The sequence below is a fragment of the Enterococcus sp. DIV1298c genome (assembly GCF_017316315.1).
GTDB classification, from domain to species: Bacteria; Bacillota; Bacilli; order Lactobacillales; family Enterococcaceae; genus Enterococcus_B; species Enterococcus_B mangumiae.
The window spans coordinates 41,643-64,554 of record NZ_JAFLWG010000026.1 but is presented as its reverse complement, the minus strand read 5'-3'; the positions used below and the strand labels follow the sequence as shown (position 1 = coordinate 64,554).

General features: G+C 40.1%; 32 protein-coding genes. 30 read left to right on the top strand and 2 right to left on the bottom strand.

Translation table 11 applies throughout. From position 1 onward, the window contains the following. Position 1 precedes the first annotated feature (1 nt). The 25 genes from rplP to truA all read left to right on the top strand — a co-directional run bounded on the left by rplP (position 2) and on the right by truA (position 13,481). The gene (rplP, locus tag JZO83_RS07180; protein WP_010734464.1) at positions 2 to 436 is read left to right on the top strand and encodes a 50S ribosomal protein L16; all 435 of its coding nucleotides are present in this window, start codon (positions 2 to 4) and stop codon (positions 434 to 436) included. Further along, on the top strand, positions 426 to 614 hold the full coding sequence (gene rpmC / locus JZO83_RS07175; protein WP_002288664.1) for a 50S ribosomal protein L29: 189 nt from the start codon (positions 426 to 428) through the stop codon (positions 612 to 614). The genes rplP and rpmC overlap by 11 nt, the downstream gene beginning before the upstream one ends. A gap of 24 nt (positions 615 to 638) precedes the next feature. Then, positions 639 to 905: a 30S ribosomal protein S17 gene (rpsQ, locus tag JZO83_RS07170; RefSeq protein WP_010734463.1), complete on the top strand. Its 267-nt coding sequence runs from the start codon at positions 639 to 641 to the stop codon at positions 903 to 905. A gap of 57 nt (positions 906 to 962) precedes the next feature. Next, complete coding sequence (gene rplN / locus JZO83_RS07165) at positions 963 to 1,331, top strand: 50S ribosomal protein L14 (RefSeq protein ID WP_010734462.1); 369 nt, start codon at positions 963 to 965, stop codon at positions 1,329 to 1,331. A gap of 35 nt (positions 1,332 to 1,366) precedes the next feature. Next, positions 1,367 to 1,675 carry a 50S ribosomal protein L24 gene (rplX, locus tag JZO83_RS07160; RefSeq protein ID WP_010734461.1) on the top strand — a complete coding sequence of 103 codons (309 nt, stop codon included), beginning with the start codon at positions 1,367 to 1,369 and terminating at the stop codon, positions 1,673 to 1,675. 28 nt (positions 1,676 to 1,703) lie between these two features. Then, positions 1,704 to 2,243 (top strand): 50S ribosomal protein L5, encoded by a 540-nt coding sequence (rplE, locus tag JZO83_RS07155; RefSeq protein WP_034689410.1) that lies wholly within the window; start codon positions 1,704 to 1,706, stop codon positions 2,241 to 2,243. An 18-nt stretch (positions 2,244 to 2,261) separates the two neighbouring features. Next, entirely contained in the window at positions 2,262 to 2,447 is a 186-nt protein-coding gene (locus JZO83_RS07150) for a type Z 30S ribosomal protein S14 (RefSeq protein ID WP_002356214.1), read from the top strand. A 36-nt stretch (positions 2,448 to 2,483) separates the two neighbouring features. Beyond that, on the top strand, positions 2,484 to 2,882 hold the full coding sequence (gene rpsH / locus JZO83_RS07145) for a 30S ribosomal protein S8 (protein ID WP_010734459.1): 399 nt from the start codon (positions 2,484 to 2,486) through the stop codon (positions 2,880 to 2,882). Between the two features lie 31 nt (positions 2,883 to 2,913). Continuing rightward, positions 2,914 to 3,450 (top strand): 50S ribosomal protein L6, encoded by a 537-nt coding sequence (rplF, locus tag JZO83_RS07140; RefSeq protein ID WP_206854614.1) that lies wholly within the window; start codon positions 2,914 to 2,916, stop codon positions 3,448 to 3,450. 164 nt (positions 3,451 to 3,614) lie between these two features. Next, the gene (gene rplR / locus JZO83_RS07135) at positions 3,615 to 3,971 is read left to right on the top strand and encodes a 50S ribosomal protein L18 (RefSeq protein WP_010734457.1); all 357 of its coding nucleotides are present in this window, start codon (positions 3,615 to 3,617) and stop codon (positions 3,969 to 3,971) included. A 20-nt stretch (positions 3,972 to 3,991) separates the two neighbouring features. After that, positions 3,992 to 4,492 carry a 30S ribosomal protein S5 gene (gene rpsE, locus JZO83_RS07130; RefSeq protein ID WP_002288681.1) on the top strand — a complete coding sequence of 167 codons (501 nt, stop codon included), beginning with the start codon at positions 3,992 to 3,994 and terminating at the stop codon, positions 4,490 to 4,492. Positions 4,493 to 4,506: 14 nt separating this feature from the next. Beyond that, the gene (gene rpmD / locus JZO83_RS07125; RefSeq protein ID WP_206854611.1) at positions 4,507 to 4,686 is read left to right on the top strand and encodes a 50S ribosomal protein L30; all 180 of its coding nucleotides are present in this window, start codon (positions 4,507 to 4,509) and stop codon (positions 4,684 to 4,686) included. A 48-nt stretch (positions 4,687 to 4,734) separates the two neighbouring features. Further along, positions 4,735 to 5,175 carry a 50S ribosomal protein L15 gene (rplO, locus tag JZO83_RS07120; protein ID WP_010734454.1) on the top strand — a complete coding sequence of 147 codons (441 nt, stop codon included), beginning with the start codon at positions 4,735 to 4,737 and terminating at the stop codon, positions 5,173 to 5,175. Then, positions 5,175 to 6,470, top strand: coding sequence for a preprotein translocase subunit SecY (gene secY / locus JZO83_RS07115; RefSeq protein WP_206854608.1), 1,296 nt, complete (start codon positions 5,175 to 5,177; stop codon positions 6,468 to 6,470). The genes rplO and secY overlap by 1 nt, the downstream gene beginning before the upstream one ends. Positions 6,471 to 6,530: 60 nt before the next feature. Then, positions 6,531 to 7,178, top strand: coding sequence for an adenylate kinase (locus JZO83_RS07110; RefSeq protein WP_206854606.1), 648 nt, complete (start codon positions 6,531 to 6,533; stop codon positions 7,176 to 7,178). A gap of 190 nt (positions 7,179 to 7,368) precedes the next feature. Further along, on the top strand, positions 7,369 to 7,587 hold the full coding sequence (gene infA / locus JZO83_RS07105) for a translation initiation factor IF-1 (protein WP_002288695.1): 219 nt from the start codon (positions 7,369 to 7,371) through the stop codon (positions 7,585 to 7,587). 32 nt (positions 7,588 to 7,619) lie between these two features. Then, positions 7,620 to 7,736 (top strand): 50S ribosomal protein L36, encoded by a 117-nt coding sequence (rpmJ, locus tag JZO83_RS07100; RefSeq protein ID WP_002288710.1) that lies wholly within the window; start codon positions 7,620 to 7,622, stop codon positions 7,734 to 7,736. Positions 7,737 to 7,753: 17 nt separating this feature from the next. Further along, on the top strand, positions 7,754 to 8,119 hold the full coding sequence (gene rpsM / locus JZO83_RS07095; RefSeq protein WP_206854604.1) for a 30S ribosomal protein S13: 366 nt from the start codon (positions 7,754 to 7,756) through the stop codon (positions 8,117 to 8,119). 27 nt (positions 8,120 to 8,146) lie between these two features. Next, complete coding sequence (gene rpsK / locus JZO83_RS07090) at positions 8,147 to 8,536, top strand: 30S ribosomal protein S11 (RefSeq protein WP_010734450.1); 390 nt, start codon at positions 8,147 to 8,149, stop codon at positions 8,534 to 8,536. 79 nt (positions 8,537 to 8,615) lie between these two features. Next, positions 8,616 to 9,554, top strand: a complete 939-nt coding sequence (locus JZO83_RS07085) for a DNA-directed RNA polymerase subunit alpha (RefSeq protein ID WP_005880735.1) — start codon at positions 8,616 to 8,618, stop codon at positions 9,552 to 9,554. 26 nt (positions 9,555 to 9,580) lie between these two features. Continuing rightward, complete coding sequence (rplQ, locus tag JZO83_RS07080) at positions 9,581 to 9,961, top strand: 50S ribosomal protein L17 (protein WP_010734449.1); 381 nt, start codon at positions 9,581 to 9,583, stop codon at positions 9,959 to 9,961. A gap of 266 nt (positions 9,962 to 10,227) precedes the next feature. Then, positions 10,228 to 11,067 carry an energy-coupling factor ABC transporter ATP-binding protein gene (locus JZO83_RS07075; RefSeq protein ID WP_207115363.1) on the top strand — a complete coding sequence of 280 codons (840 nt, stop codon included), beginning with the start codon at positions 10,228 to 10,230 and terminating at the stop codon, positions 11,065 to 11,067. After that, positions 11,043 to 11,912, top strand: a complete 870-nt coding sequence (locus JZO83_RS07070) for an energy-coupling factor ABC transporter ATP-binding protein (protein ID WP_206854599.1) — start codon at positions 11,043 to 11,045, stop codon at positions 11,910 to 11,912. Before JZO83_RS07075 ends, JZO83_RS07070 begins: the two co-directional genes overlap by 25 nt. Continuing rightward, positions 11,902 to 12,699 (top strand): energy-coupling factor transporter transmembrane protein EcfT, encoded by a 798-nt coding sequence (locus tag JZO83_RS07065; protein ID WP_207115362.1) that lies wholly within the window; start codon positions 11,902 to 11,904, stop codon positions 12,697 to 12,699. The genes JZO83_RS07070 and JZO83_RS07065 overlap by 11 nt, the downstream gene beginning before the upstream one ends. Positions 12,700 to 12,734: 35 nt before the next feature. Then, positions 12,735 to 13,481 carry a tRNA pseudouridine(38-40) synthase TruA gene (gene truA / locus JZO83_RS07060; protein ID WP_207115361.1) on the top strand — a complete coding sequence of 249 codons (747 nt, stop codon included), beginning with the start codon at positions 12,735 to 12,737 and terminating at the stop codon, positions 13,479 to 13,481. Between the two features lie 46 nt (positions 13,482 to 13,527). Here the strand turns inward: truA and JZO83_RS07055 are convergent, their stop codons facing one another. Both JZO83_RS07055 and rpmB read right to left on the bottom strand, forming a co-directional pair. After that, the gene (locus tag JZO83_RS07055; RefSeq protein WP_207115360.1) at positions 13,528 to 16,197 is read right to left on the bottom strand and encodes a YfhO family protein; all 2,670 of its coding nucleotides are present in this window, start codon (positions 16,195 to 16,197) and stop codon (positions 13,528 to 13,530) included. A gap of 445 nt (positions 16,198 to 16,642) precedes the next feature. Beyond that, on the bottom strand, positions 16,643 to 16,831 hold the full coding sequence (gene rpmB / locus JZO83_RS07050; RefSeq protein WP_206854589.1) for a 50S ribosomal protein L28: 189 nt from the start codon (positions 16,829 to 16,831) through the stop codon (positions 16,643 to 16,645). A 270-nt stretch (positions 16,832 to 17,101) separates the two neighbouring features. Here rpmB and JZO83_RS07045 point away from each other — a divergent pair, with 270 nt between their 5' ends. The 5 genes from JZO83_RS07045 (at position 17,102) to acpP (ending at position 22,755) form a co-directional block, all read left to right on the top strand. Then, positions 17,102 to 17,464 carry an Asp23/Gls24 family envelope stress response protein gene (locus tag JZO83_RS07045; RefSeq protein ID WP_010720424.1) on the top strand — a complete coding sequence of 121 codons (363 nt, stop codon included), beginning with the start codon at positions 17,102 to 17,104 and terminating at the stop codon, positions 17,462 to 17,464. A gap of 51 nt (positions 17,465 to 17,515) precedes the next feature. Next, positions 17,516 to 19,198, top strand: coding sequence for a DAK2 domain-containing protein (locus tag JZO83_RS07040; RefSeq protein ID WP_207115359.1), 1,683 nt, complete (start codon positions 17,516 to 17,518; stop codon positions 19,196 to 19,198). A gap of 109 nt (positions 19,199 to 19,307) precedes the next feature. Continuing rightward, the gene (gene recG, locus JZO83_RS07035) at positions 19,308 to 21,344 is read left to right on the top strand and encodes an ATP-dependent DNA helicase RecG (protein ID WP_207115358.1); all 2,037 of its coding nucleotides are present in this window, start codon (positions 19,308 to 19,310) and stop codon (positions 21,342 to 21,344) included. Positions 21,345 to 21,391: 47 nt separating this feature from the next. Next, positions 21,392 to 22,393 carry a phosphate acyltransferase PlsX gene (gene plsX / locus JZO83_RS07030; protein WP_206854582.1) on the top strand — a complete coding sequence of 334 codons (1,002 nt, stop codon included), beginning with the start codon at positions 21,392 to 21,394 and terminating at the stop codon, positions 22,391 to 22,393. Positions 22,394 to 22,512: 119 nt separating this feature from the next. After that, positions 22,513 to 22,755: an acyl carrier protein gene (acpP, locus tag JZO83_RS07025; protein ID WP_206854789.1), complete on the top strand. Its 243-nt coding sequence runs from the start codon at positions 22,513 to 22,515 to the stop codon at positions 22,753 to 22,755. Positions 22,756 to 22,912: the final 157 nt, after the last annotated feature.

The following is a 22,912-nucleotide window of genomic DNA, read 5'->3' as shown; positions in this document are numbered from 1 at the left end:
CATGTTAGTACCTAAACGTGTAAAACACCGTCGTGAATTCCGCGGAAAAATGCGTGGTGAAGCAAAAGGCGGAAAAGAAGTAGCATTCGGTGAATACGGCTTACAAGCTGTTGAATCACACTGGATCACAAACCGTCAGATCGAAGCTTCTCGTATTGCTATGACTCGTTACATGAAACGTGGCGGGAAAGTATGGATCAAAATTTTCCCTCATAAATCATATACATCTAAAGCGATCGGCGTTCGTATGGGTAAAGGTAAAGGGGCTCCTGAAGGATGGGTTGCACCAGTAAAACGTGGTAAAATCATGTTTGAAATCGCAGGCGTATCTGAAGAAGTAGCTCGTGAAGCATTACGTTTAGCTTCTCACAAATTACCAATGAAAACTAAGATCGTAAAACGTGAGGAAATGGGTGGTGAATCGAATGAAGGTTAAAGAAATCAGAGAATTAACCACTGCCGAAATGCTTGATCAAGAAAAACAATTAAAAGAAGAATTGTTTAATCTTAGATTCCAATTAGCAACAGGTCAATTAGAAAACACTGCACGTATTAAAGAAGTACGTAAATCGATTGCACGCATCAAAACAGTTTTGCGTGAACAAGCTAAGTAATTATGGAAGGAGGCCATTAAGCGTATGACTGAAGAAAGAAATCAACGCAAAGTTTATCAAGGTCGCGTGGTATCAGACAAAATGGATAAAACAATTACCGTTGCTGTCGAAACAAAGAAAAACCACCCTATTTACGGTAAACGCATGAACTACTCTAAGAAGTACAAAGTACATGATGAAAACAACACAGCAAAAGTTGGCGACATCGTGAGAATTATGGAAACTCGTCCATTATCAGCTACAAAACGTTTCCGTTTGTTGGAAATAGTCGAAGAAGCAGTTATTATCTAATAACACGAGATTTTCCTATGTAGATTGAATGCAAAATCTGAAAGGAGGATACACAACGTGATCCAAGCAGAAAGTCGTTTAAGAATCGCTGATAATTCAGGCGCACGTGAAATTTTGACGATCAAAGTCCTTGGTGGATCTGGTCGCAAAACTGCGAATATCGGTGATGTGATCGTTGCTACGGTTAAACAAGCAACGCCAGGTGGGGTTGTCAAAAAAGGTGACGTCGTTAAAGCCGTTATCGTTCGTACAAAATCAGGAGCTCGTCGTGCAGACGGTTCATACATCAAATTTGATGAAAATGCTGCAGTGATTATTCGTGATGATAAAAGCCCTCGTGGAACACGTATCTTTGGGCCAGTTGCACGTGAACTACGTGAAAACAACTTCATGAAGATCGTTTCTCTAGCACCAGAAGTTTTATAATCTTGAGACACTTAACAAAGGAGGTGCGAAACAGTATGTTTGTTAAAAAAGGCGATAAAGTTAAAGTGATCACCGGTAAAGACAAAAACAAAGAAGGCGTTGTATTAGCAGCGTTTCCTAAACAGGATAAAGTGGTTGTCGAAGGTGTGAACATGATCAAAAAACACCAAAAACCTTCTCAAGCTGCTCCTCAAGGCGGGATTGTTGAGATGGAAGCGCCACTTCACGTTTCTAACGTGATGGTCATCGACTCTACTGGTGTAGCTGGCCGTGTTGGCTACAAAGAAGTAGACGGAAAAAAAGTCCGTGTTTCTAAAAAAACCGGTGAAGTTTTAGATAAATAAAAAGTTTAAGGAAGGAGGGTCTTACTGAATGAACCGCCTAAAAGAAAAATATCTTAAAGAAGTAACTCCATCATTGATGGAAAAATTTAACTATAGCTCTGTTATGCAAACACCTAAAGTTGAAAAAATCGTCATCAACATGGGTGTTGGTGATGCGGTATCAAACGCTAAAAACTTAGACAAAGCAGTTGAAGAACTAACTTTGATCACTGGACAAAAACCAATGATTACAAAAGCTAAAAAATCAATCGCTGGATTCCGTTTACGTGAAGGAATGCCAATTGGTGCAAAAGTTACCTTGCGCGGAGAAAGAATGTACGAATTTTTAGATAAATTAGTATCAGTTTCTCTACCACGTGTACGTGACTTCCATGGTGTAAGTAAAAAAGCCTTTGATGGTCGTGGAAACTACACTTTAGGTATTAAAGAACAATTGATCTTCCCAGAAGTAGATTATGATTTAGTAGATAAAGTACGTGGTATGGACATCGTTATTGTAACAACAGCGAACACAGATGAAGAATCTCGTGAGTTGTTGACACAATTAGGCATGCCATTCCAAAAATAATTAAAGGAGGCGAACTACGTGGCTAAAAAATCAATGATTGCTAAAAACAAACGTCCTGCAAAACATTCAACACAAGCTTATACTCGTTGCGAACGTTGCGGACGTCCACATTCAGTTTATCGTAAGTTCCATCTTTGCCGTATTTGCTTCCGCGAACTTGCCTATAAAGGTCAAATTCCCGGCGTGAAGAAAGCTAGCTGGTAAAAAAGTAAATTCGCATAAGAAGGAGGTAAAAGTTCAATGGTCATGACAGATCCAATTGCAGATTTTCTAACTCGTATCCGTAATGCAAACATGGTTAAACATGAGGCTTTAGAAGTTCCTGCATCAAAAATTAAACGTGACATCGCTGAAATCTTGAAACGTGAAGGTTTCGTTCGTGATGTTGAATATATCGAAGATGACAAGCAAGGCGTGATCCGTGTTTTCCTTAAATTCGGTAAAAGCGGCGAACGTGTTATTACAAACTTAAAACGTATTTCTAAACCAGGTTTACGTGTTTATGTTAAAGCTGGCGAAGTGCCAAAAGTTTTAAATGGCTTAGGTATCGCTATTATTTCGACTTCTGAAGGTGTTGTCACTGATAAAGAAGCTCGTGAGAAAAACATCGGCGGCGAAGTTATCGCTTACGTATGGTAATCAAGTAGAATCTACAAGGAGGTGTCTTTAAGTGAGCCGTATTGGAAATAAGATCGTTGTGATCCCTGAAGGAGTAACAATCACTCAAGATGGAAACAACATTACAGTTAAAGGACCAAAAGGGGAATTGACTCGTGAGTTTTCTGCTGATATCAAAATGAATATCGAAGGAAACGAAGTGACATTCACTCGTCCAAACGACAGTAAAGAAATGAAAACTATCCATGGAACTACTCGTGCTAACTTCAACAACATGGTTGTAGGTGTTAGTGAAGGATTCCAAAAAGGATTAGAATTAATCGGGGTTGGGTACCGTGCGCAAATGCAAGGAACAAAACTTGTATTGAACGTTGGTTACTCACATCCAGTAGAAATCACACCACCAGCTGGCATTACTGTTGAAGTGCCATCTAACACACAAGTAATTGTGAAGGGTGCGAACAAAGAAGAAGTTGGCGAATTAGCTGCGAACATCCGTGGTACTCGTCCTCCAGAACCTTATAAAGGTAAAGGTATTCGTTATGTTGGCGAATTCGTACGCCGTAAAGAAGGTAAAACTGGTAAATAATCGTTTCGAAAAATTGCATAGAAGCCAGCAGCAGGAAAAAAGGATTTTGCTGAAGTATTTCTTCATTAAGAGAGAGTTTACTTGTGCCGCAGCTTCTATTTTTTCAAAACTGATCATTTCTACTGCATGACAGTAGAAAAAATAAAAATAAAGAGGTGACAATTGTGATTACAAAACCAGATAAAAACAAAACACGTCAAAAGAGACACCGTCGTGTACGTAATACTATCTCTGGTACTGCTGAGCGCCCACGCTTGAACGTTTTTCGTTCTAACAAAAACATCTACGCGCAACTTATTGATGACGTAGCGGGTGTAACGCTAGCAAGTGCCTCTACCTTGGATAAAGAAATTTCAGGTGGAACAAAAACAGAAGCAGCACAAGCTGTCGGTAAATTAGTTGCTGAACGCGCAACTGAAAAAGGCATTAAAGTCGTAGTCTTTGACCGTGGTGGATACCTTTACCATGGCCGTGTGCAAGCTTTAGCTGAAGCTGCTCGCGAAAATGGACTAGAATTTTAGAAGAAGGAGGAATACCATTCATGGTTTATATCGATCCAAAACATTTGGAATTAGAAGACCGCGTTGTTGCAATTAACCGTGTAACAAAAGTTGTTAAAGGTGGACGTCGTCTACGTTTTGCTGCTTTAGTTGTTGTCGGTGACAAAAACGGACACGTAGGATTTGGTACTGGTAAAGCACAAGAAGTACCTGAAGCAATCCGTAAAGCAATTGAAGATGCGAAGAAAAACTTAGTTGAAGTACCTATGGTTGGTTCAACAATCCCACACGAAGTAATCGGTGCTTTTAGTGGTGGTAGAATCCTAATGAAACCTGCTGTTGAAGGTTCTGGGGTTGCTGCTGGTGGACCAGTTCGTGCCGTATTAGAATTAGCAGGGGTAGCAGATATCACTTCTAAATCTTTAGGCTCAAACACACCAATCAACGTTGTTCGCGCAACTGTTGAAGGTTTGAAACAATTAAAACGTGCTGAAGAAGTTGCAGAACTTCGCGGCAAATCAGTGGAAGAATTAATCGGATAAGGAGGACAAACATAATGGCTGAATTAAAAGTAACTTTAAAACGCAGTATTATCGGACGTCCTCAAAACCAACGCGCAACTGTTAAAGCGCTAGGTCTTACAAAGATTAACAGCTCAGTGGTTAAGCCTTCTAACGAAGCAATCAAAGGCATGATCAACACTGTTTCTCACTTAGTGGACGTTGAAGAAGTTTAATTAAACAATTAAAATAAGAATTAGGACAATTAAGGAGGTGCCAAACCTATGAAACTTCATGAATTAAAACCCGCTGAAGGTTCACGCCAAGTACGTAACCGTGTTGGTCGTGGTACTTCTTCAGGTAACGGAAAAACTGCCGGACGTGGTCAAAAAGGACAAAAAGCTCGTTCAGGCGGTGGTGTACGTCTAGGATTCGAAGGGGGACAAACACCATTGTTCCGTCGTTTACCAAAACGTGGATTTACAAATGTTAACCGTAAGGACTACGCAGTCGTTAATTTAGATGTCTTGAACCGCTTTGAAGACGGAGCTGAAGTAACACCTGTTGCTTTAGTAGAAGCTGGAATCGTGAAAAACGAAAAAGCTGGGATCAAAGTATTAGCTAACGGAGAATTGAACAAAAAGTTAACTGTGAAAGCAGCTAAATTCTCAAAAGCAGCACAAGAAGCAATCGAAGCGGCTGGTGGCTCTGTTGAGGTGATCTAATGCTTAAACTATTAAAGGACGCTTTTAAGGTCAAAGATATTAGATCGAAAATCCTTTTCACTGTATTTGTTCTCTTTGTCTTTCGTCTAGGGGCACATATTACTGTTCCTGGCGTAAACGCGAGCTCATTACAAAACCTTTCTAGCTTACCATTTTTCAACATGTTGAACTTGGTCAGTGGTAGTGCGATGCAAAACTTCTCGATCTTTTCGATGGGGGTTTCGCCATACATTACTGCATCGATCGTGATCCAGTTATTACAAATGGATATCGTTCCACGTTTTGTTGAATGGTCAAAACAAGGTGAAGTTGGACGTAAAAAATTGAACCAAGCAACACGATATTTGACATTAGTATTGGCATTTATCCAATCTGTCGGTATCACTGCTGGATTCAACCAATACGCTCAATTAGGTTTTGTCAATAATCCAAACATCTCTACTTACGTGACGATCGGTTTGATCTTAACGGCAGGAACGATGTTTGTGACTTGGTTGGGTGAACAAATCACTGAAAAAGGTATCGGTAATGGTGTGTCAATGATCATCTTTGCAGGGATCATTTCAAGATTACCGGAAAGTGTGCGAGAAATTTACGAAGATTACTTCGTAAACATCGACTCTTCCAATCTTTGGAGATCTGCGATTTTCGTTGCCATCTTACTTGTTGCGGTTCTAGCAATCGTGACATTCGTAACATTTTTCCAACAAGCTGAACGTAAGATTCCGATTCAGTACACAAAACGTGTAGCAGGTGCGCCAACAAGTAGTTATCTACCGTTGAAAGTGAACGCTGCTGGGGTAATTCCGGTTATCTTTGCAAGTTCATTTATTGCAACACCTAATGCTGTGTTACAAGCGTTGAGTGGCCGATTTGGATCTGAAAACTGGTATAAAATAATGATGGAGATCTTTAACTATAATACGGTGCCTGGCGCAACGATTTATACGGTATTGATCGTCGCATTTACGTTCTTCTATGCCTTTGTCCAAGTTAACCCTGAGAAATTAGCGGAGAACTTACAAAAGCAAGGAAGCTATATACCAAGTGTACGCCCTGGTAAGGGAACTGAAGAGTATGTCTCAAGCTTATTGATGCGATTAAGTACAGTCGGAGCACTATTCCTTGGTTTAGTGGCATTATTACCAATCATTGCACAAATGGTTTGGGATCTGCCGCAATCAATCGGATTAGGTGGTACAAGTCTGTTGATCGTGATCGGTGTGGCTTTAGAAACTGCGAAACAGTTAGAAGGCTTAATGCTGAAACGTAAATATGTTGGCTTTATTGAGTAAGAAAGCGTGTTGAGGTTTTTTCCTCAACACACGTTCTCACATTTATTAGGAGGGAAAGCAATGAACCTCATTTTAATGGGGCTGCCAGGTGCAGGTAAAGGAACTCAAGCGGAAAAAATCATTGACGCTTACGGGATTCCTCACATCTCAACAGGAGATATGTTTCGTGCAGCTATCAAAAATGAAACAGCTCTTGGCTTGGAAGCAAAGTCTTATATGGATAAAGGTGCATTAGTTCCTGATGAAGTAACAAATGGAATCGTAAAAGAGCGTTTAGCAGAACCCGATACAGAGAAAGGCTTCTTATTAGATGGTTTTCCTCGTACGATCGAGCAAGCAGAAGCTCTAGATGCAATGCTAAAAGATTTAAATAAACAAATTGATGCTGTCATCGATATCCACGTGGGTGAAGAAGTTTTGGTTGAGCGTTTAGCAGGCCGCTTCATTTGCCGTAACTGTGGAGCAACTTACCATAAAATTTTCAACCCTACAAAAGTTGAAGACACATGTGATCGTTGTGGTGGGCATGAATTCTATCAAAGAGAAGATGATAAACCTGAGACGGTTAAAAATCGTCTGGCTATCAACATCAAAAATAGTGAACCAATCTTGGCTTATTATAAAGAACAAGGTTTGCTAAACACTATCGATGGTGATCGTGAAATCGATGCTGTATTTACTGATGTCAAAAAAATCATTGAAAAATAGCACGATTGCCCGTAGCCGACTTGCATTAAGCAGTTACTCTTGTCAAGTTCAATAAATTATGATAGAATATGTCAGTCCGACTTCTAGAGAATCCTCTAGATGATCCATTTTGAGAATTTTGAGGTGGGAACTGCAGTTTCCGCCATTTTATCGTGTGAAAATGCGAAACAAGTACAAGGAGGTACTGTGCGTGGCAAAAGAAGATATGATTGAAGTCGAAGGTACAGTCGTCGAAACTTTGCCGAATGCAATGTTTAAAGTTGAACTAGAAAACGGACACCAAGTTCTTGCTACTGTTTCAGGTAAAATTCGTATGCACTACATTCGTATTCTACCTGGTGACAAAGTGACGGTTGAATTGTCTCCGTATGATTTAAACCGTGGCCGTATTACTTATCGCTTTAAATAATTGTACTCCGTAAAACTACAGGAGGTATTATCATGAAAGTAAGACCATCAGTAAAACCAATGTGTGAACATTGTAAAGTAATTCGTCGTAAAGGACGCGTTATGGTGATTTGCCCAGCAAATCCAAAACATAAACAACGTCAAGGATAATTGGAGGTGCACTAAATATGGCTCGTATTGCAGGAGTAGATATTCCTCGTGATAAACGTGTAGTAGTTTCACTTACTTATATCTATGGTATTGGTAACACTACTGCGAAACAAATCTTAGCTGATGCTGGCGTATCTGAAGATGTTCGTGTTCGTGAATTAACGAATGAACAAACAGATGCTATCCGTGCAGAAGTAGATAAATTAAAAGTTGAAGGGGATCTTCGTCGTGAAGTGAACTTAAACATCAAACGCTTGATGGAAATCGGTTCTTACCGTGGAATCCGTCACCGTCGTGGATTGCCTGTTCGTGGACAAAACACGAAAAACAATGCACGTACTCGTAAAGGCCCAGCTCGCGCTATCGCTGGCAAGAAAAAATAATTCTTAAGTGAAGGAGGTTAAATCTTCATGGTAGCAAAAAAAGTGAATCGTAAACGCCGTGTGAAAAAGAATATAGAAGCTGGGATTGCACATATCCACTCTACATTCAACAACACAATCATCATGATCACTGATACTCACGGAAATGCTTTAGCGTGGTCATCAGCTGGTTCATTAGGTTTCAAAGGAAGCAAAAAATCAACTCCTTTTGCGGCTCAAATGGCAGCAGAAACAGCTACAAAAGCAGCAATGGAACACGGATTAAAAACTGTTGAAGTAACAGTTAAAGGACCTGGTTCTGGACGTGAAGCAGCAATTCGTTCATTACAAGCGACAGGTTTAGAAGTGACTGCAATTCGTGACGTGACTCCAGTTCCTCATAATGGTGCCCGCCCTCCAAAACGCCGTCGTGTTTAATGAGTGCCTCTCATTTTGAGTTCTATTAGTAACGTCATTGAACAAGACACTTTTCGTTTTGAAAGGGGTAAAGATAAGAATGATTGAGTTCGAAAAACCAAGAATCGCAAAAATTGATGAAGAAAAAGATTATGGCAAGTTCATCGTTGAACCTCTTGAAAGAGGGTATGGGACTACTTTAGGGAATTCCCTACGTCGTATTTTATTATCTTCTTTGCCAGGTGCTGCCATCACTAATATTCAAATCGATGGTGTGCTGCATGAATTCTCTACCATCAAAGGTGTTAGAGAAGACGTCACTCAAATCATCTTGAACATTAAAGGTTTAGCACTGAAAATGTATGGTCAAGAAGAAAAAACCCTTGAAATCGATATTACCGGACCTGCTACAGTAACTGCTGGCGATATTATCGTTGATAGTGAGGTAGAAATTCTTAACAAAGATATGTACATCTGTAGTGTATCTGAAGGTGCTACGTTCCATGCTCGCTTAACAGTGAAACCAGGACGTGGTTATGTTCAAGCAGATGAAAACAAAAAAGAAGATATGCCAATCGGTGTTCTTCCAGTCGATTCAATCTACACGCCTGTACGTCGTGTCAACTACCAAGTAGAAAACACACGTGTTGGACATCGTGAAGACTTTGATAAATTGACGATGGAGATCTGGACAGATGGTTCAATCGAACCATTGGAAGCAATGAGTTTATCTGCAAAAATCATGACTGAACATTTAGACATCTTTGTCAACCTAACTGATGAAGCGAAAAACGCTGAAATCATGGTCGAAAAAGAAGAAACACAAAAAGAAAAAATGTTAGAAATGACAATTGAAGAATTAGACTTATCTGTTCGCTCTTACAATTGCTTAAAACGTGCAGGAATCAATACTGTACAAGAACTTACGAATAAATCTGAGCCAGAAATGATCAAAGTCCGTAACTTAGGACGTAAATCATTAGAAGAAGTTAAAGCAAAATTGCATGACTTAGGTTTAGGTTTACGTAAAGAAGATTAAACCTTTTACGAAGGAGGGAAACCAACGTGAGTTATCGTAAACTAGGACGCACATCTAGCCAACGTAAAGCGATGTTGCGTGATTTAACAACTGACTTATTAATTAATGAACGTATTGTGACTACAGAAGCTCGTGCGAAAGAAGTTCGCTCAACTGCTGAAAAAATGATCACTTTAGGCAAACGTGGGGACTTACATGCACGTCGTCAAGCTGCGGCTTTCGTACGTAATGAAGTTGCTAGCGTGCGTGAAGAAAATGAGGAAATCGTTATCGAATCAGCTTTACAAAAGTTGTTCAACGATATTGCACCTCGTTATGCTGAACGTCAAGGTGGCTACACTCGTATCTTGAAGACAGAACCAAGACGCGGAGACGGTGCACCAATGGTTGTCTTAGAACTTGTCTAAAATCACACTAATAACATCACTTTATGGATGATTCTTTTAGAGTGTTATGATGTTGGAAGTTACTTATTCCGAGTCTAGCTCAGCGCTACTCCCCAGGCGATCCGTTTGGGGAGTATGCACTCATCATAAAGTGTTTTTTTGTACCTTCAATTAACTGTCAAGACAGCATTGAAGGTATAAAAAAACATTTTAAAAATCAGAAATGATTGAAAACTCAACGTTTTTTTGATAGTGTTAGTAGGAACTTTAGGATGAGGGGAGTACTTATGGAGCCGATTATTGAATTAGGAAAGATTAATTACAAATACCAACCAGAAGATTTACGACCAGCATTGAAAGATGTTTCTTTCACGATCAACAAAGGAGAATGGATCGCGATTATCGGGCACAATGGTTCTGGAAAATCAACGCTTGCGAAAACGATCAATGGATTACTCCTGCCAGAATCTGGAACAGTCAAAGTTGGTAACCAAACACTAAATGAAGAGAATATATGGGCGATTCGTCAAAAAGTCGGCATGGTTTTTCAGAATCCAGACAATCAATTTGTTGGATCAACAGTCGAAGATGATGTTGCTTTTGGATTAGAGAACCAAGGTATTCCTCGCGAAGAAATGGTCGTTCGAGTAAAAGATGCCCTTGAAAAAGTACGGATGTCTGATTTTGCGACAAGAGAACCCGTTCGTCTTTCTGGTGGGCAGAAACAACGTGTGGCGATTGCCGGTGTTGTAGCACTCCGACCAGAAATCATTATTTTAGATGAGGCGACAAGTATGTTAGATCCTGAAGGTCGTGAAGAAGTTATCACGACGATCAAAAAGATCAAAGAGGAAAGCCAATTGACCGTTATTTCAATCACGCATGATATCGATGAAGCAGCGAATGCCAATCGTATCTTTGTGATGAAAGAAGGCGAATTAGTGAATGAAGGAACACCTAAAGAGATTTTCTCTGCTGGACCGGAACTCATCCATCTCGGCTTAGATTTGCCTTTCCCTGAAAAACTAAAAAGTGCCTTGAAAGAACGCGGCATTGAAGTGCCTAAAGAATACATGACAGAAGAAAGGATGGTGGATTGGTTATGGACATCCGTTTTGAAAAAGTAAACTTTACGTACCAACCGAATACACCATTCGAGCAACGAGCGTTATTCGACATTGATTTGTTGATCAAAGAAAACAGCTATACTGCCTTAGTTGGTCATACAGGAAGCGGGAAATCCACCTTGCTTCAGCATTTGAATGCGTTGATCAAACCAACAGAAGGAATCGTTCAAATCGGCGATCGTCAAATCAAACCTGATACAGATAATAAAAATTTGAAACCGATTCGAAAAAAAGTTGGTATTGTTTTTCAGTTTCCAGAAGCACAGCTATTCGAAGAAACGGTAGCAAAAGATATTGCTTTTGGACCTAAAAACTTTGGTGTTAGCGAAGAAGAAGCGATGTTACTAGCAAAAGAAACATTAGAGCAAGTCGGCTTAGATGAAACGTATCTAGAACGCTCCCCATTTGAGCTGTCTGGGGGTCAAATGCGACGTGTAGCGATTGCTGGCGTCTTAGCAATGAAACCAGAAGTACTCGTGTTAGATGAGCCTACAGCGGGGTTAGATCCACAAGGAAGAAAAGAAATGATGGATATGTTCTGGCGGTTGCATCAAGAACATCAAATCACAATCGTATTGGTGACACATTTAATGGATGATGTAGCAAATTATGCTGATTTTGTTTATGTGTTAGAAAAAGGCCGGATCGTTAAATGCGGAGAACCTAAAGAAGTGTTCCAACACCTTTCTTGGTTAAAGGAACGCCAATTAGGAGTGCCAACAGCTACTGAATTTGCAGAGGATCTACGAGCAAAAGGGATTCCTTTTGATGAACTGCCGATCACTGCAGAAGCACTAGCAGATCAACTGGTAAAACTGGTTGGAGGTACCGCTCATGATGAATAAACTGATTTTTGGTCGTTACATGCCTGGAGACTCATTTATCCACCGATTAGACCCACGAGCAAAGTTATTAGCGAGTTTCTATTTTATCGGCATTATTTTCTTAGCAAATAATTGGCAAACCTATGCCTTATTAGCAGTGTTTACTTTATTCACTGTCTTTTTGTCAAAAGTAGATATTAAATTCTTTATTCGTGGAATCCGACCGCTGATTTGGTTGATCTTATTCACAGTTGCTTTGCAAGTACTGTTTACTAGCGGTGGAGAAACTTATTGGAGTTGGTGGATTTTTAACATTACTGAATTCGGTGTAATGAATGGACTGTTTATTTTTTGTCGTTTTGTCTTGATCATCTTTATGTCTACATTGTTGACACTGACAACACCGCCTTTGGAATTGTCTGATGCGATTGAATATTTGTTGCGCCCATTGAAGGCTGTGCGCTTTCCTGTACATGAGGTTTCCTTGATGCTTTCGATTGCTTTACGTTTTGTTCCGACATTGATGGATGAAACAGAGAAGATCATGAATGCACAACGCGCTCGTGGTGTCGATTTTGGTGAAGGCAGTCTAGTGCAAAAAATGAAAGCAGTGATTCCTTTACTGATCCCACTATTTGTCAGCAGTTTCAATCGTGCGGAAGATCTAGCAACAGCGATGGAAGCAAGAGGCTATCAAGGTGGAGAAGGACGAACAAAATACCGTGTGCTTCACTGGCACTTGCAAGACACGATTGTCATGCTTGCCTTTGTGGTCGTGACGGTCGTGCTAGTGTTCCTTCGCAGCTAAACGGATCAAAGATGAACGAGAACAGGGGAAGAAGAATGGTACGCTATAAAGCAATCATTGCCTATGATGGTACACAGTTCAATGGGTTTCAGAAACAACCTAACGGACGAACTGTCCAAGAAGAACTGGAAAAAACATTAAAGAAGATGGCAAATGGAAAAGAAATCACGATTTTTGGATCTGGTAGGACAGATTCAGGGGTTCATGCACTCGGCCAAGTCATTCACTTTGATTATCCAGAAGAGCGACCGTTGGAACGAATGCGTTTTGGGTTAGACACACAGTCGCCAGAAGATATTGCGGTGAAAAGTGTGGAGATCGTGCCGGAGACCTTTCACGCACGCTATCTCGTTAAAGAAAAGACGTATCAATTCAAAGTGGATATCGGCAAGCCACGTAGTCCTTTTCGCAGACATTATGCAAGCTATTTTCCTTATCCCTTAGATTTAAAGAAGATTGAGCGAGCATTGCCTGATTTACTTGGTACGCATGATTTTACTTCGTTTTGTGCTTCAGGAAGCTCGATCGAAGACAAGGTTCGGACAATCTATGAAGCGAGTTTGCAAGTCAATGAAGCTGGCGATGAGCTGACGTTCACGTTTCGTGGTGATGGCTTCCTGTATAAAATGATCCGTATTTTAGTCGGAACATTATTAAAAATAGGCAACGATCGTTTACCGGAAGATTGTCTGCCGGAGATCATTGCTAAAAAAGACCGCAATGCTGCCGGTCCTACGGCGCATCCTGAAGGTTTGTATCTCTATGAAGTAAAATACGAATAGTATAAATAAAAAGCGTTTCGGCAATCACCGAAACGCTTTTTTCTTTTTATCTTACTCTACGACGCTCACGTCTTGGACGCTTGTCATCACTTCCATTTGTAGGATCGATGATACCGCCAAATGGTTGCCGTTTAAGATACCACAGATATAAGAGGAACAAGGCAATACATCCAATAAAGAGAAGTAAGCCAGGGATGAAACCATTTGGTAGATAGCTAAAGGTGATCGTATGCTCGCCTTTAGGCACTTCGATCATAATAAAGGCATCTTGGAATTTCTTTACAGGGACTTTTTCACCATCGATCTTAGCTGTCCAACCGCCATCGTAAGGGATCGTGGTTGCTACCATTGTTTTCTCCGTCGCATTGACTGTTCCTGTGGCTGTTCGGCCAGTCGTAGTCATCTCTACACCATTATTTCTGATTTGGTTGACTGCTGCTTGATAAGCCACTACGTCAAGTCCCACCACTTTTGGTTCCATAAAGCTGACTTCTTTTGTTCCGTAGAAGCTTGCAGTGAAAGTGACAGTTGTATCTTGTGGGTAATAACCTAAATCATAATATTGACCAGTGATATTGAGTTGAGATTTTCTAGATACTCCATTCACGGTAATAGTTGCTGTAGAGCTTTCTAATTGGGCAAAATTCGTTGGGAATAAACTTAGATACGCTTGAGTATTCGCCGGTACTTGAACTTCCCAAGTTAAATCTTTTGGTAAATTATTTGCTGTTTCTTTATACGTGACCCCATTTGTCGTGTTGACGATCTCTGTGTTTTCATGACTTTTTAGGGTCGGTGTGTAGAACGTAAAGAATTGTTGATTCAATCCAGAAAGAGCATTCATCAAATTCGTTTGACTCGTTAGGTTATCGGACACCGGTTGCTCGATCTCATTGATCGTCAAGGGTGCTTTAAACGCCAATGGCACAGCATTGTTGTTCTCGAACAACGTGTAGTTTTCCGTTTCTTTGACTGGTTGGAAACCATATTTATTGAAACTACTATCATTTTTAGCGATGTTGTATTTGATTCCCGTAAATCCATCCATCAGCAAGGTATTATTATTGTAGCGAATATTTAAATTTGTTCCTCTTGAACGGAAGCCTAAAGTGTCCAGATAGGAGGAAGAGTTTCGATTTCTGATGGAGGAGAACATGCTGATCCCGCTATAACCATAGTTGATCGAGTCATTTGGGGAAACAGGATCAAGATTTTCTAAGCGGTAAAAAGCATCTGAATCTTGTTTCGATGCGTCCACTAATGTTTTGATCTCAGGATATGGCTCTGTAAACAAACTTCGTGAGGCATAGTTCCAATCATCGAGGATCCCATGGATCATGCTATTTGTATTGACTGCTGCTTCGGCTGTCATTACTAGGAGCAGGAGGATACTCAATCGTTTCCAGTCAAATGGATGTTGTTGGAACAAGCCGATCGTCAAAGCATACAGTCCTAAAAAGACCAGCGTCAAAATAAAGGACGTAAGCGTGACATACGTATAGCTGTCAGCTGGTTTGATTCCCCAAGCGGTAGCAAAAGCAGCTGCTAGTACGATGATAACTCCTAGCAATCGTTTGTGATCGTTCTCTTGTACCTTTTCCCAACTTTGGGCTGCTAATAAGAGGACGAGGAAAGAAAACAGGTACGAATAGCGGAACAAAAACATATTTGGCGCGTGCATCCCATGCCAGAATAAATTTAAAGGTACTAAATAGAAGCTAGCAATTAAGATTGCAAATAATCCACCAAATAGCAACTTATTCTTTAACGGGAATTTACGACTGACAAAATAGAAGAGACACAATGCCAAAGGAAGTAACCCAGCATAGATAAAAGGAATCGAACCATATTTTGTCGTATCATAGACACCGACCATATTTTTCATCAATAGATCTAAATAAGAAGTCGCTTCTGTCTTCAAGGACGTGATCTGCGTCAACGCTTCGCCATTGGAACGTAGATCGAGGATAGCTGGCAAGATGATCACCATCGAAGCGCCTCCTGCTAATAAGGAAGTGATGCCATAGGGTAAGATCGAACCTTTGTATACCCGCCAATTCGTCAGTAGTCGTGTGACAAAATATAAAAAGGAAAAAACACCGACCATGAAGCCCATATAAAAACTGGACAGGAATAAAAGCAAGTAGCTGACAAATAATAAAACGGGTTTCTTTTGATCCATTACCCGATGGATACCTAAAATGATCAGTGGAAGATAGATAAAGGTGTCTAACCACATAATGATCTGTGAATGGGCAGTGATAAATGAAATCGACGCATAACTCACACTTAATGCGACTTGTCCCCAATTTGGAATGCGATAGCTACGTGCTAAAAACCAGAAAGACAAGCCTGCGAAACCAACCTTTAGTAAGGTGATGACATATAAGGCATCTGGCATCAGCTGATTAGGGAACAATAAAACGAGTGGGGTGAAAAGTCCACCTAAATAATAAGAAATCAATGATAGATAATTTAAACCAAGTGAAGCATTCCACGTGTAAAAAATGCTTTGTTTCCCTAAAAACATGTTACGGAAGCTTGCATGAAAGTTTGAAAATTGTGAGAAAGCATCACTTGCTAGGATACTTCGATCACTTCCTGGATAAATACCGATACTTAAATATACCAATAAAAGAATCAGAAAAGGGATAAAGAAGCTAGCAGCTGCATAGCGGCCGTTTTCTTTTAAGAATTTTTTCAATGTTGTTTTCATTACAATTCAGTCACCAAATTTCTATAAGAAGTTATATTTAGTTTATCACATTCATGATTTTACTTGCTGAAAATACAATCAAATTCATAAAAAAATTACATTTAAAATTAAATAACATCAGTCTGTTTAAATTACATTTCTATTAAGAAAATAACATAAAATAAGAAAACACTTTCTACTTTAAAATAAAGTGTTGACAGGCGTTTGCAAATGCGTTATGTTTTATTTGTAACAATTATAAAAAAACATATACCTATCACTATCTTAGGGATAGTGGCACATAAAAGAAGACTTAAAACAATTATCTGGGTGATTGATTGTTTTAAGCCTTTTTTATTTTATCTACTTGATTCGAATGAGTTGAGAACATGTTTCTCATTTGATAATAATTCGTTAAAAATAAAAACCGTTCATTTTGTTGAACGGTTCAAATCATTTCATTCAATTATACGCGTTCAACTTTTCCTGATTTCAACGCACGAGTTGACACCCAAACTTTTTTAGGTTTGCCGTCGATCAATACGCGAACTTTTTGCAAGTTAGGTTTAACAGTACGTTTTGTTGAGTTCATCGCATGTGAACGGTTGTTTCCACTTGTTGTCTTGCGACCTGTAAAGTAACAAACTTTTGCCATGTAAATTTCCTCCTTTGCCTTGATTTGGAGCAATAGTAAATTCAGCTCATACCAGAATAACATATCATATAGCGTGGGAATTTGCAAGCATATTTTCATAGATCTGGTTGACATTTTCATCGATTAAATGTAACGTGAACAAGGTCTTTTCCTATTTTTTTCAATGGTTTTTGAGTACTTTAAGGGAACAACCTTTTATTTCCGTGGACGCTATGATAAAATGTGATAGTAGAAAAATGGGAATATTTTACCCGTTAAGGAGGCTCATTCATGGCTGTAAAAATTCAAACGTCAGCTGGAACCATTGAAATTACCAATGATGTCATCGCAACAGTTGTTGGTGGTGCCGCAACAGATGTATTTGGTGTTGTAGGAATGGCTAGCAAGAATCAAATCAAAGATAATATCACTGAAATTTTACGTAAAGAAAATTACTCAAGAGGAGTAGTTGTCCGCCAAGAAGCTAATGGGATCGCTGTAGATGTTTATACGATCATTAGTTATGGAACAAAAATTTCGGAAGTTTCTCGTAATGTCCAAGAAAAAGTGAAATATAACTTGGAGACTTTACTAGGTGTTACAGCCAATTCAGTAAATGTCTTCGTGCAAGGTGTTCGTGTACTGCCAGACTAGGCAGGAGACTTGCTGACTGTTCAGCAGTCGATCTGAAGGAGGATTATCTAGGTGAGTGTAACAGAAATTAGTGCAAGCCAATTCCAAGAAATGGTTCAGTCCGGTGCGAATCGGCTACAAAAAAATGCAGAATATGTCAATTCGCTAAATGTATTCCCGGTTCCCGATGGAGATACCGGTACAAATATGAATTTATCAATGACAAGTGGCGCAAAAGCCGTTGTTGATTCTACCTCTGAAAAGGTAGGAGAATTAGCAGCGTTACTATCTAAAGGATTATTGATGGGTGCCCGAGGAAACTCTGGGGTCATTTTGTCTCAGTTGTTCCGTGGCTTTTCAAAACAAATCCCTGACGTGACTGTCTTAACAGCTACAGAATTAGCTGCGGCTTTCACTCATGGCGTTGAAACAGCTTATAAAGCAGTAATGAAGCCTGTCGAAGGAACGATTTTGACAGTTGCAAGAGAAGCTGCAAAAGCTGGTGAGAAAAAAGCAAAGTCAACAGATGACGTGATCGAAGTCATGACTGCTGTCGTCAAAGGTGGTAAACGCGCGTTAGCTAAAACACCTGATTTATTGCCTGTGTTAAAAGAAGTGGGCGTTGTTGATAGTGGCGGACAAGGTCTGCTATTTGTATATGAAGGTTTTCTAACTGCGTTGAATGGAGAATATCAAGCAGATGAAGTCTATGAACCATCTCCTGCTCAAATGGATGATATGGTGAACGCAGAACATCATCGTAGCGTGCAAGGTCAATTAGCTACTGAAGATATCCATTATGGTTACTGTACAGAAATCATGGTGAAGATCGGCGAAGGGCCGACAGTAGATAGTACATTCGATTATGAAGAATTCCGTAACTATCTAGATGGATTGGGTGACTCTCTATTAGTGGTCAATGACGATGAGATCATCAAAGTGCACGTGCATACAGAAAATCCTGGTGAAGTCATGAATTATGGTCAAAAATTCGGTTCCTTAGTGAAAGTCAAAGTAGACAACATGCGTCTACAACATGAAACGATCTTGGAACATGATCAAGCACCTTCAGCGCCTGTCTCACAAGCAAAACCTCGTGTGCCTTATGGAATCGTTGCAATTGCAGCGGGTAAAGGTGTGCAAGAGTTGTTTGAAAGTTTAGGAGCGAACTACGTGATCAGTGGTGGCCAAACGATGAATCCAAGTACGGAAGATATCGTGAAAGCAATCAATGAAGTAAATGCAGATAAAGTCATCATCTTACCAAACAACAAAAATATATTTATGGCAGCTGACCAAGCTGCTGAGGTGGCTGAACTTCCAGTTGCTGTAGTACCTTCAAAAACGGTTTCTCAAGGTTTGACAGCGATGTTGTCCTTCAATGAGCAAGCTACTTTAGAAGAAAATAAAGCAACGATGACAGATATGCTTTCAAGCGTTGTCAGCGGTCAAGTGACGCATGCGATCCGTGACACGATGATCGATGGAGTGAAAATCACAGAAGGTGATTTCTTAGGAATGATCGATGGCAAGATCGTGATTTCTAATCCAGACATGTTAGCGACATCATTTGCTACGTTAGAGCAAATGATCAACGAAGATACTGAGATCGTTACGATTTTAATCGGAGAAGATGGTTCCGCAGAACAAGCACAAGCATTAGCGGATCAATTAAGCGAGAAACACGCTGAGTTAGAAATCGAGATCCATCAAGGGGATCAACCTGTCTATCCTTATTTATTCTCTGCTGAATAATGTAGAGTGAAGCCGATAGATGGAGCAGAAAATCATTTGAAAGGATCTTCGGTCAACGATCAGTGAATCGTTGACCAAGTTCCTTTTTTTGTTAAAGGAGGGGAGTCTTTTGCGGTCATTAGCTGATCCAGTCACAGTGCTAGCAGGTGTCGGTCAAAAAAGAGCGGATAGTTTAGCGAGTTTAGGCATCCATACGATTGAAGATTTGTTAACTTATTATCCTTTTCGTTATGAAGATATCCAAGAAAGAAATCTAAACGAAATCCAAGACCAAGAAAAAGTTACATTAAAAGGATTGGTTGTCTCTCCGCCAGTAATGAGCCGTTTTGGCTACAAAAAAAGCCGATTGCAGTTTCGTATGATGCAAGATCATGAAGTTTTCAATGTGTCTTTCTTCAATCAACCTTATTTAAAAGATAAAGTCATTTTATCTGAAGAAATCGCCGTTTATGGGAAATGGGATGCAAAACGTAAAGCACTAAATGGGATGAAGATCCTTGGTTCGCAAAGCCCAGATGATTTCTCTCCCATCTATCATGTCAACAAATCCATTCGTCAAACGACTCTCGTCGATCTGATCCGCCGAGGATTTAGTGAGTATGGTGATTTTATTGAAGAGAACTTACCATTATCATTGATTGAAAAATATCGGTTACTTGATCGTTCAACTGCTGTAAGAAGCATGCATTTTCCGCAAAATCATGAGGAAAATCATCAAGCCAAACGACGGATCGTCTTTGAAGAATTTTTTATGTTCCAGATGCAGTTACAAGGACTTAAAAAAGCAGAAAAATCGGAGAAGAACGGACTTGAGATCCTTTATGATGTGGAACGGTTAAAACAGTTTACGAGAAAATTGCCCTTTGAATTAACGACGGCACAAAAACGTGTGACGAATGAGATTTGTCGAGATCTCCGTAATCCTCATCACATGCAGCGACTTTTACAAGGCGATGTAGGGAGTGGTAAAACCGTGGTTGCTGCCATTGCGTTATATGCGACAGTGACTGCTGGTTTTCAAGGAGCGTTGATGGTCCCAACAGAAATCTTAGCGCAACAACATATGGAAAGTTTATCCCAACTATTTGATCCCAATGAAGTAACAGTCGCGTTATTGACTGGTTCAACGAAAGCCAAAGAACGCCGAGAGCTTCTAGAACGTTTAGAAAATGGGGAGATCGATATCATCGTTGGCACACACGCATTGATCCAAGAAGGCGTGGCTTTCAAAAATCTTGGTTTAGTGATCACGGATGAACAACATCGGTTTGGTGTGAATCAACGAAAGGTCCTACGTGAAAAAGGTTGGCGACCTGATGTGCTGTTTATGACAGCAACACCTATCCCTCGAACCTTAGCAATCACAGCTTATGGTGAAATGGATGTGTCTGTGATCGATGAGCTTCCTGCTGGGCGGATTCCGATCGAAACAAGGTGGGTCAGAACCCCTCAACTAGATAGCGTGTTAGAATGGACGTATAAGGAACTACGCAAAGGGCATCAGATGTACGTGATTTGTCCACTGATTGAAGAGTCGGAAGCCTTAGATGTGAAAAATGCAGTGGAAATTTATGAAAAACTTCGTGAGTTATTTGCACCAGAATATGAAGTTGGCTTATTGCATGGTAAAATGAAGAATCAAGAAAAAGATCAGATCATGGAAACATTCAAAGAAAATCAACTCCAGATCTTAGTGTCGACGACAGTGATCGAAGTCGGGGTCAATGTGCCGAATGCAACGGTCATGCTGATCATGGATGCGGACCGTTTTGGTTTAGCCCAACTACATCAGCTACGCGGGCGTGTCGGTCGGGGGAGTGAGGCTTCTTATTGTATCCTCGTGGCGAACCCTAAAAATGAATTAGGTGTCGAGCGGATGAAAATCATGACAGAAACCACGAATGGCTTTATCTTGAGTGAAAAAGATTTAGAGTTACGAGGGCCAGGGGAAGTATTCGGGTTTCGCCAATCTGGCTTGCCAGAATTTGCGATCGCAGATCTAGTCACAGATGGGAACGTCTTAGAGGTTGCCCGTGAGGAAGCTGCGGCAATCTGGCAAATCAAAGACTGGCAATTATTACCTGAGTATCAACCATTAACAGCCAAGCTACAATTAGACAACCAAGATAATCGTTATTTCGATTGATCGATTATCAATACGTTCAAAAATGATGACGAGGAGTGGAAACAATAATGAGAATTGCAGTAGATGCAATGGGCGGAGATCACGCACCACAAGCCATTGTGGAAGGCGTAGCTCTAGCACAAAAAGATTTTCCTGATTTAGAATTTGTTCTTTATGGTAAAGAACCGGAAATCAAGAAATATTTAACAGATCAAACAAATATCACGATCGTCCATACTGACGAAAAAATCAATAGTGATGATGAACCAGTCAAAGCCATCCGTCGCAAAAAAACGGCTTCTATGGTTTTAGCTGCACAAGCAGTCAAAAATGGCGAAGCAGATGCCATTTTTTCAGCGGGAAACACAGGGGCCCTATTAGCAGCCGGCTTATTTATTGTCGGACGTATCAAAAATATTGAACGCCCAGGCTTGATGTCCACGTTGCCAGTTGTCGGCAAAGAAGGCGAAGGCTTTGATATGCTTGATTTAGGTGCAAATGCAGAAAACAAACCAGAGCATCTTTTACAATATGGTATCTTAGGTTCGTTTTATGCGAGAAAAGTTCGTGGAATTGGCCGTCCTCGCGTAGCATTGTTGAACAACGGAACGGAAGAAACTAAAGGCAGCGAATTGACGAAACAAGCGTTTGAACTTTTACAAAACGAAACAAGCTTGAACTTTATCGGGAATGTAGAAGCACGGGACTTATTGAATGGCGTAGCAGATGTCGTGGTCACGGATGGTTTTACTGGAAATGCAGTTTTGAAATCGATTGAAGGTACAGCGATGAACATGATGACATTGTTGAAATCTGCCATTTTGAATGAAGGTATTAAAGGGAAAATGGGTGCGTTACTGCTAAAAGACGGTTTGCGCTCATTGAAAGCTGAAATGGATTATTCAAAACATGGCGGCGCAGTTTTATTTGGACTGAAAGCACCAGTCATCAAAACACATGGTGCAACCGGACCAGAGGCTGTTCGCTATACGATCCGCCAGATCCATACGATGCTTGAAACCAACGTCGTAGGACAATTGGTCGAGCAATTTGAGAAAAAAGAGGACTGATTTTTCTACGAATTGACAAGCTCATGGAGAAAAAAGGGTGGACATTCCCAAAAATTGTCAGTAAAATTAGCTATGGTGAAGAAAACGTAGTAGTTCTAAGAATTGTGGGGGTGAAAAAATTGACGCGTGAAGAAGTATTTAATAAAGTAGCTAAAATCATTTCGAATCACTTTGAAATGGATACCGACAAAGTGACAGATGAATTAAACATTAAAGATGATCTGAAAGCTGATTCAATTAGTATCATGGAATTCGTTCTTGAACTGGAGGATGAATTCGGAACAGAGATCTCTGATGAAGATGCTGAACAAATCGAAACAGTCGGCGGCGCCGTGGATTATATCAGCAACAACTTGAAATAAATTCAATGAATAAATACACAACAACCGATGAATGAATTGGCGAAAGCTAATTTCAAATCAAAGCCAAGAAAACAGAAATAGGTTTACTATTTCATGTTTTCTTGGCTTTTTCAGTTGTGTTTTTTTATGAAATAGTTTTTTTAAAGAGTAAGATCAT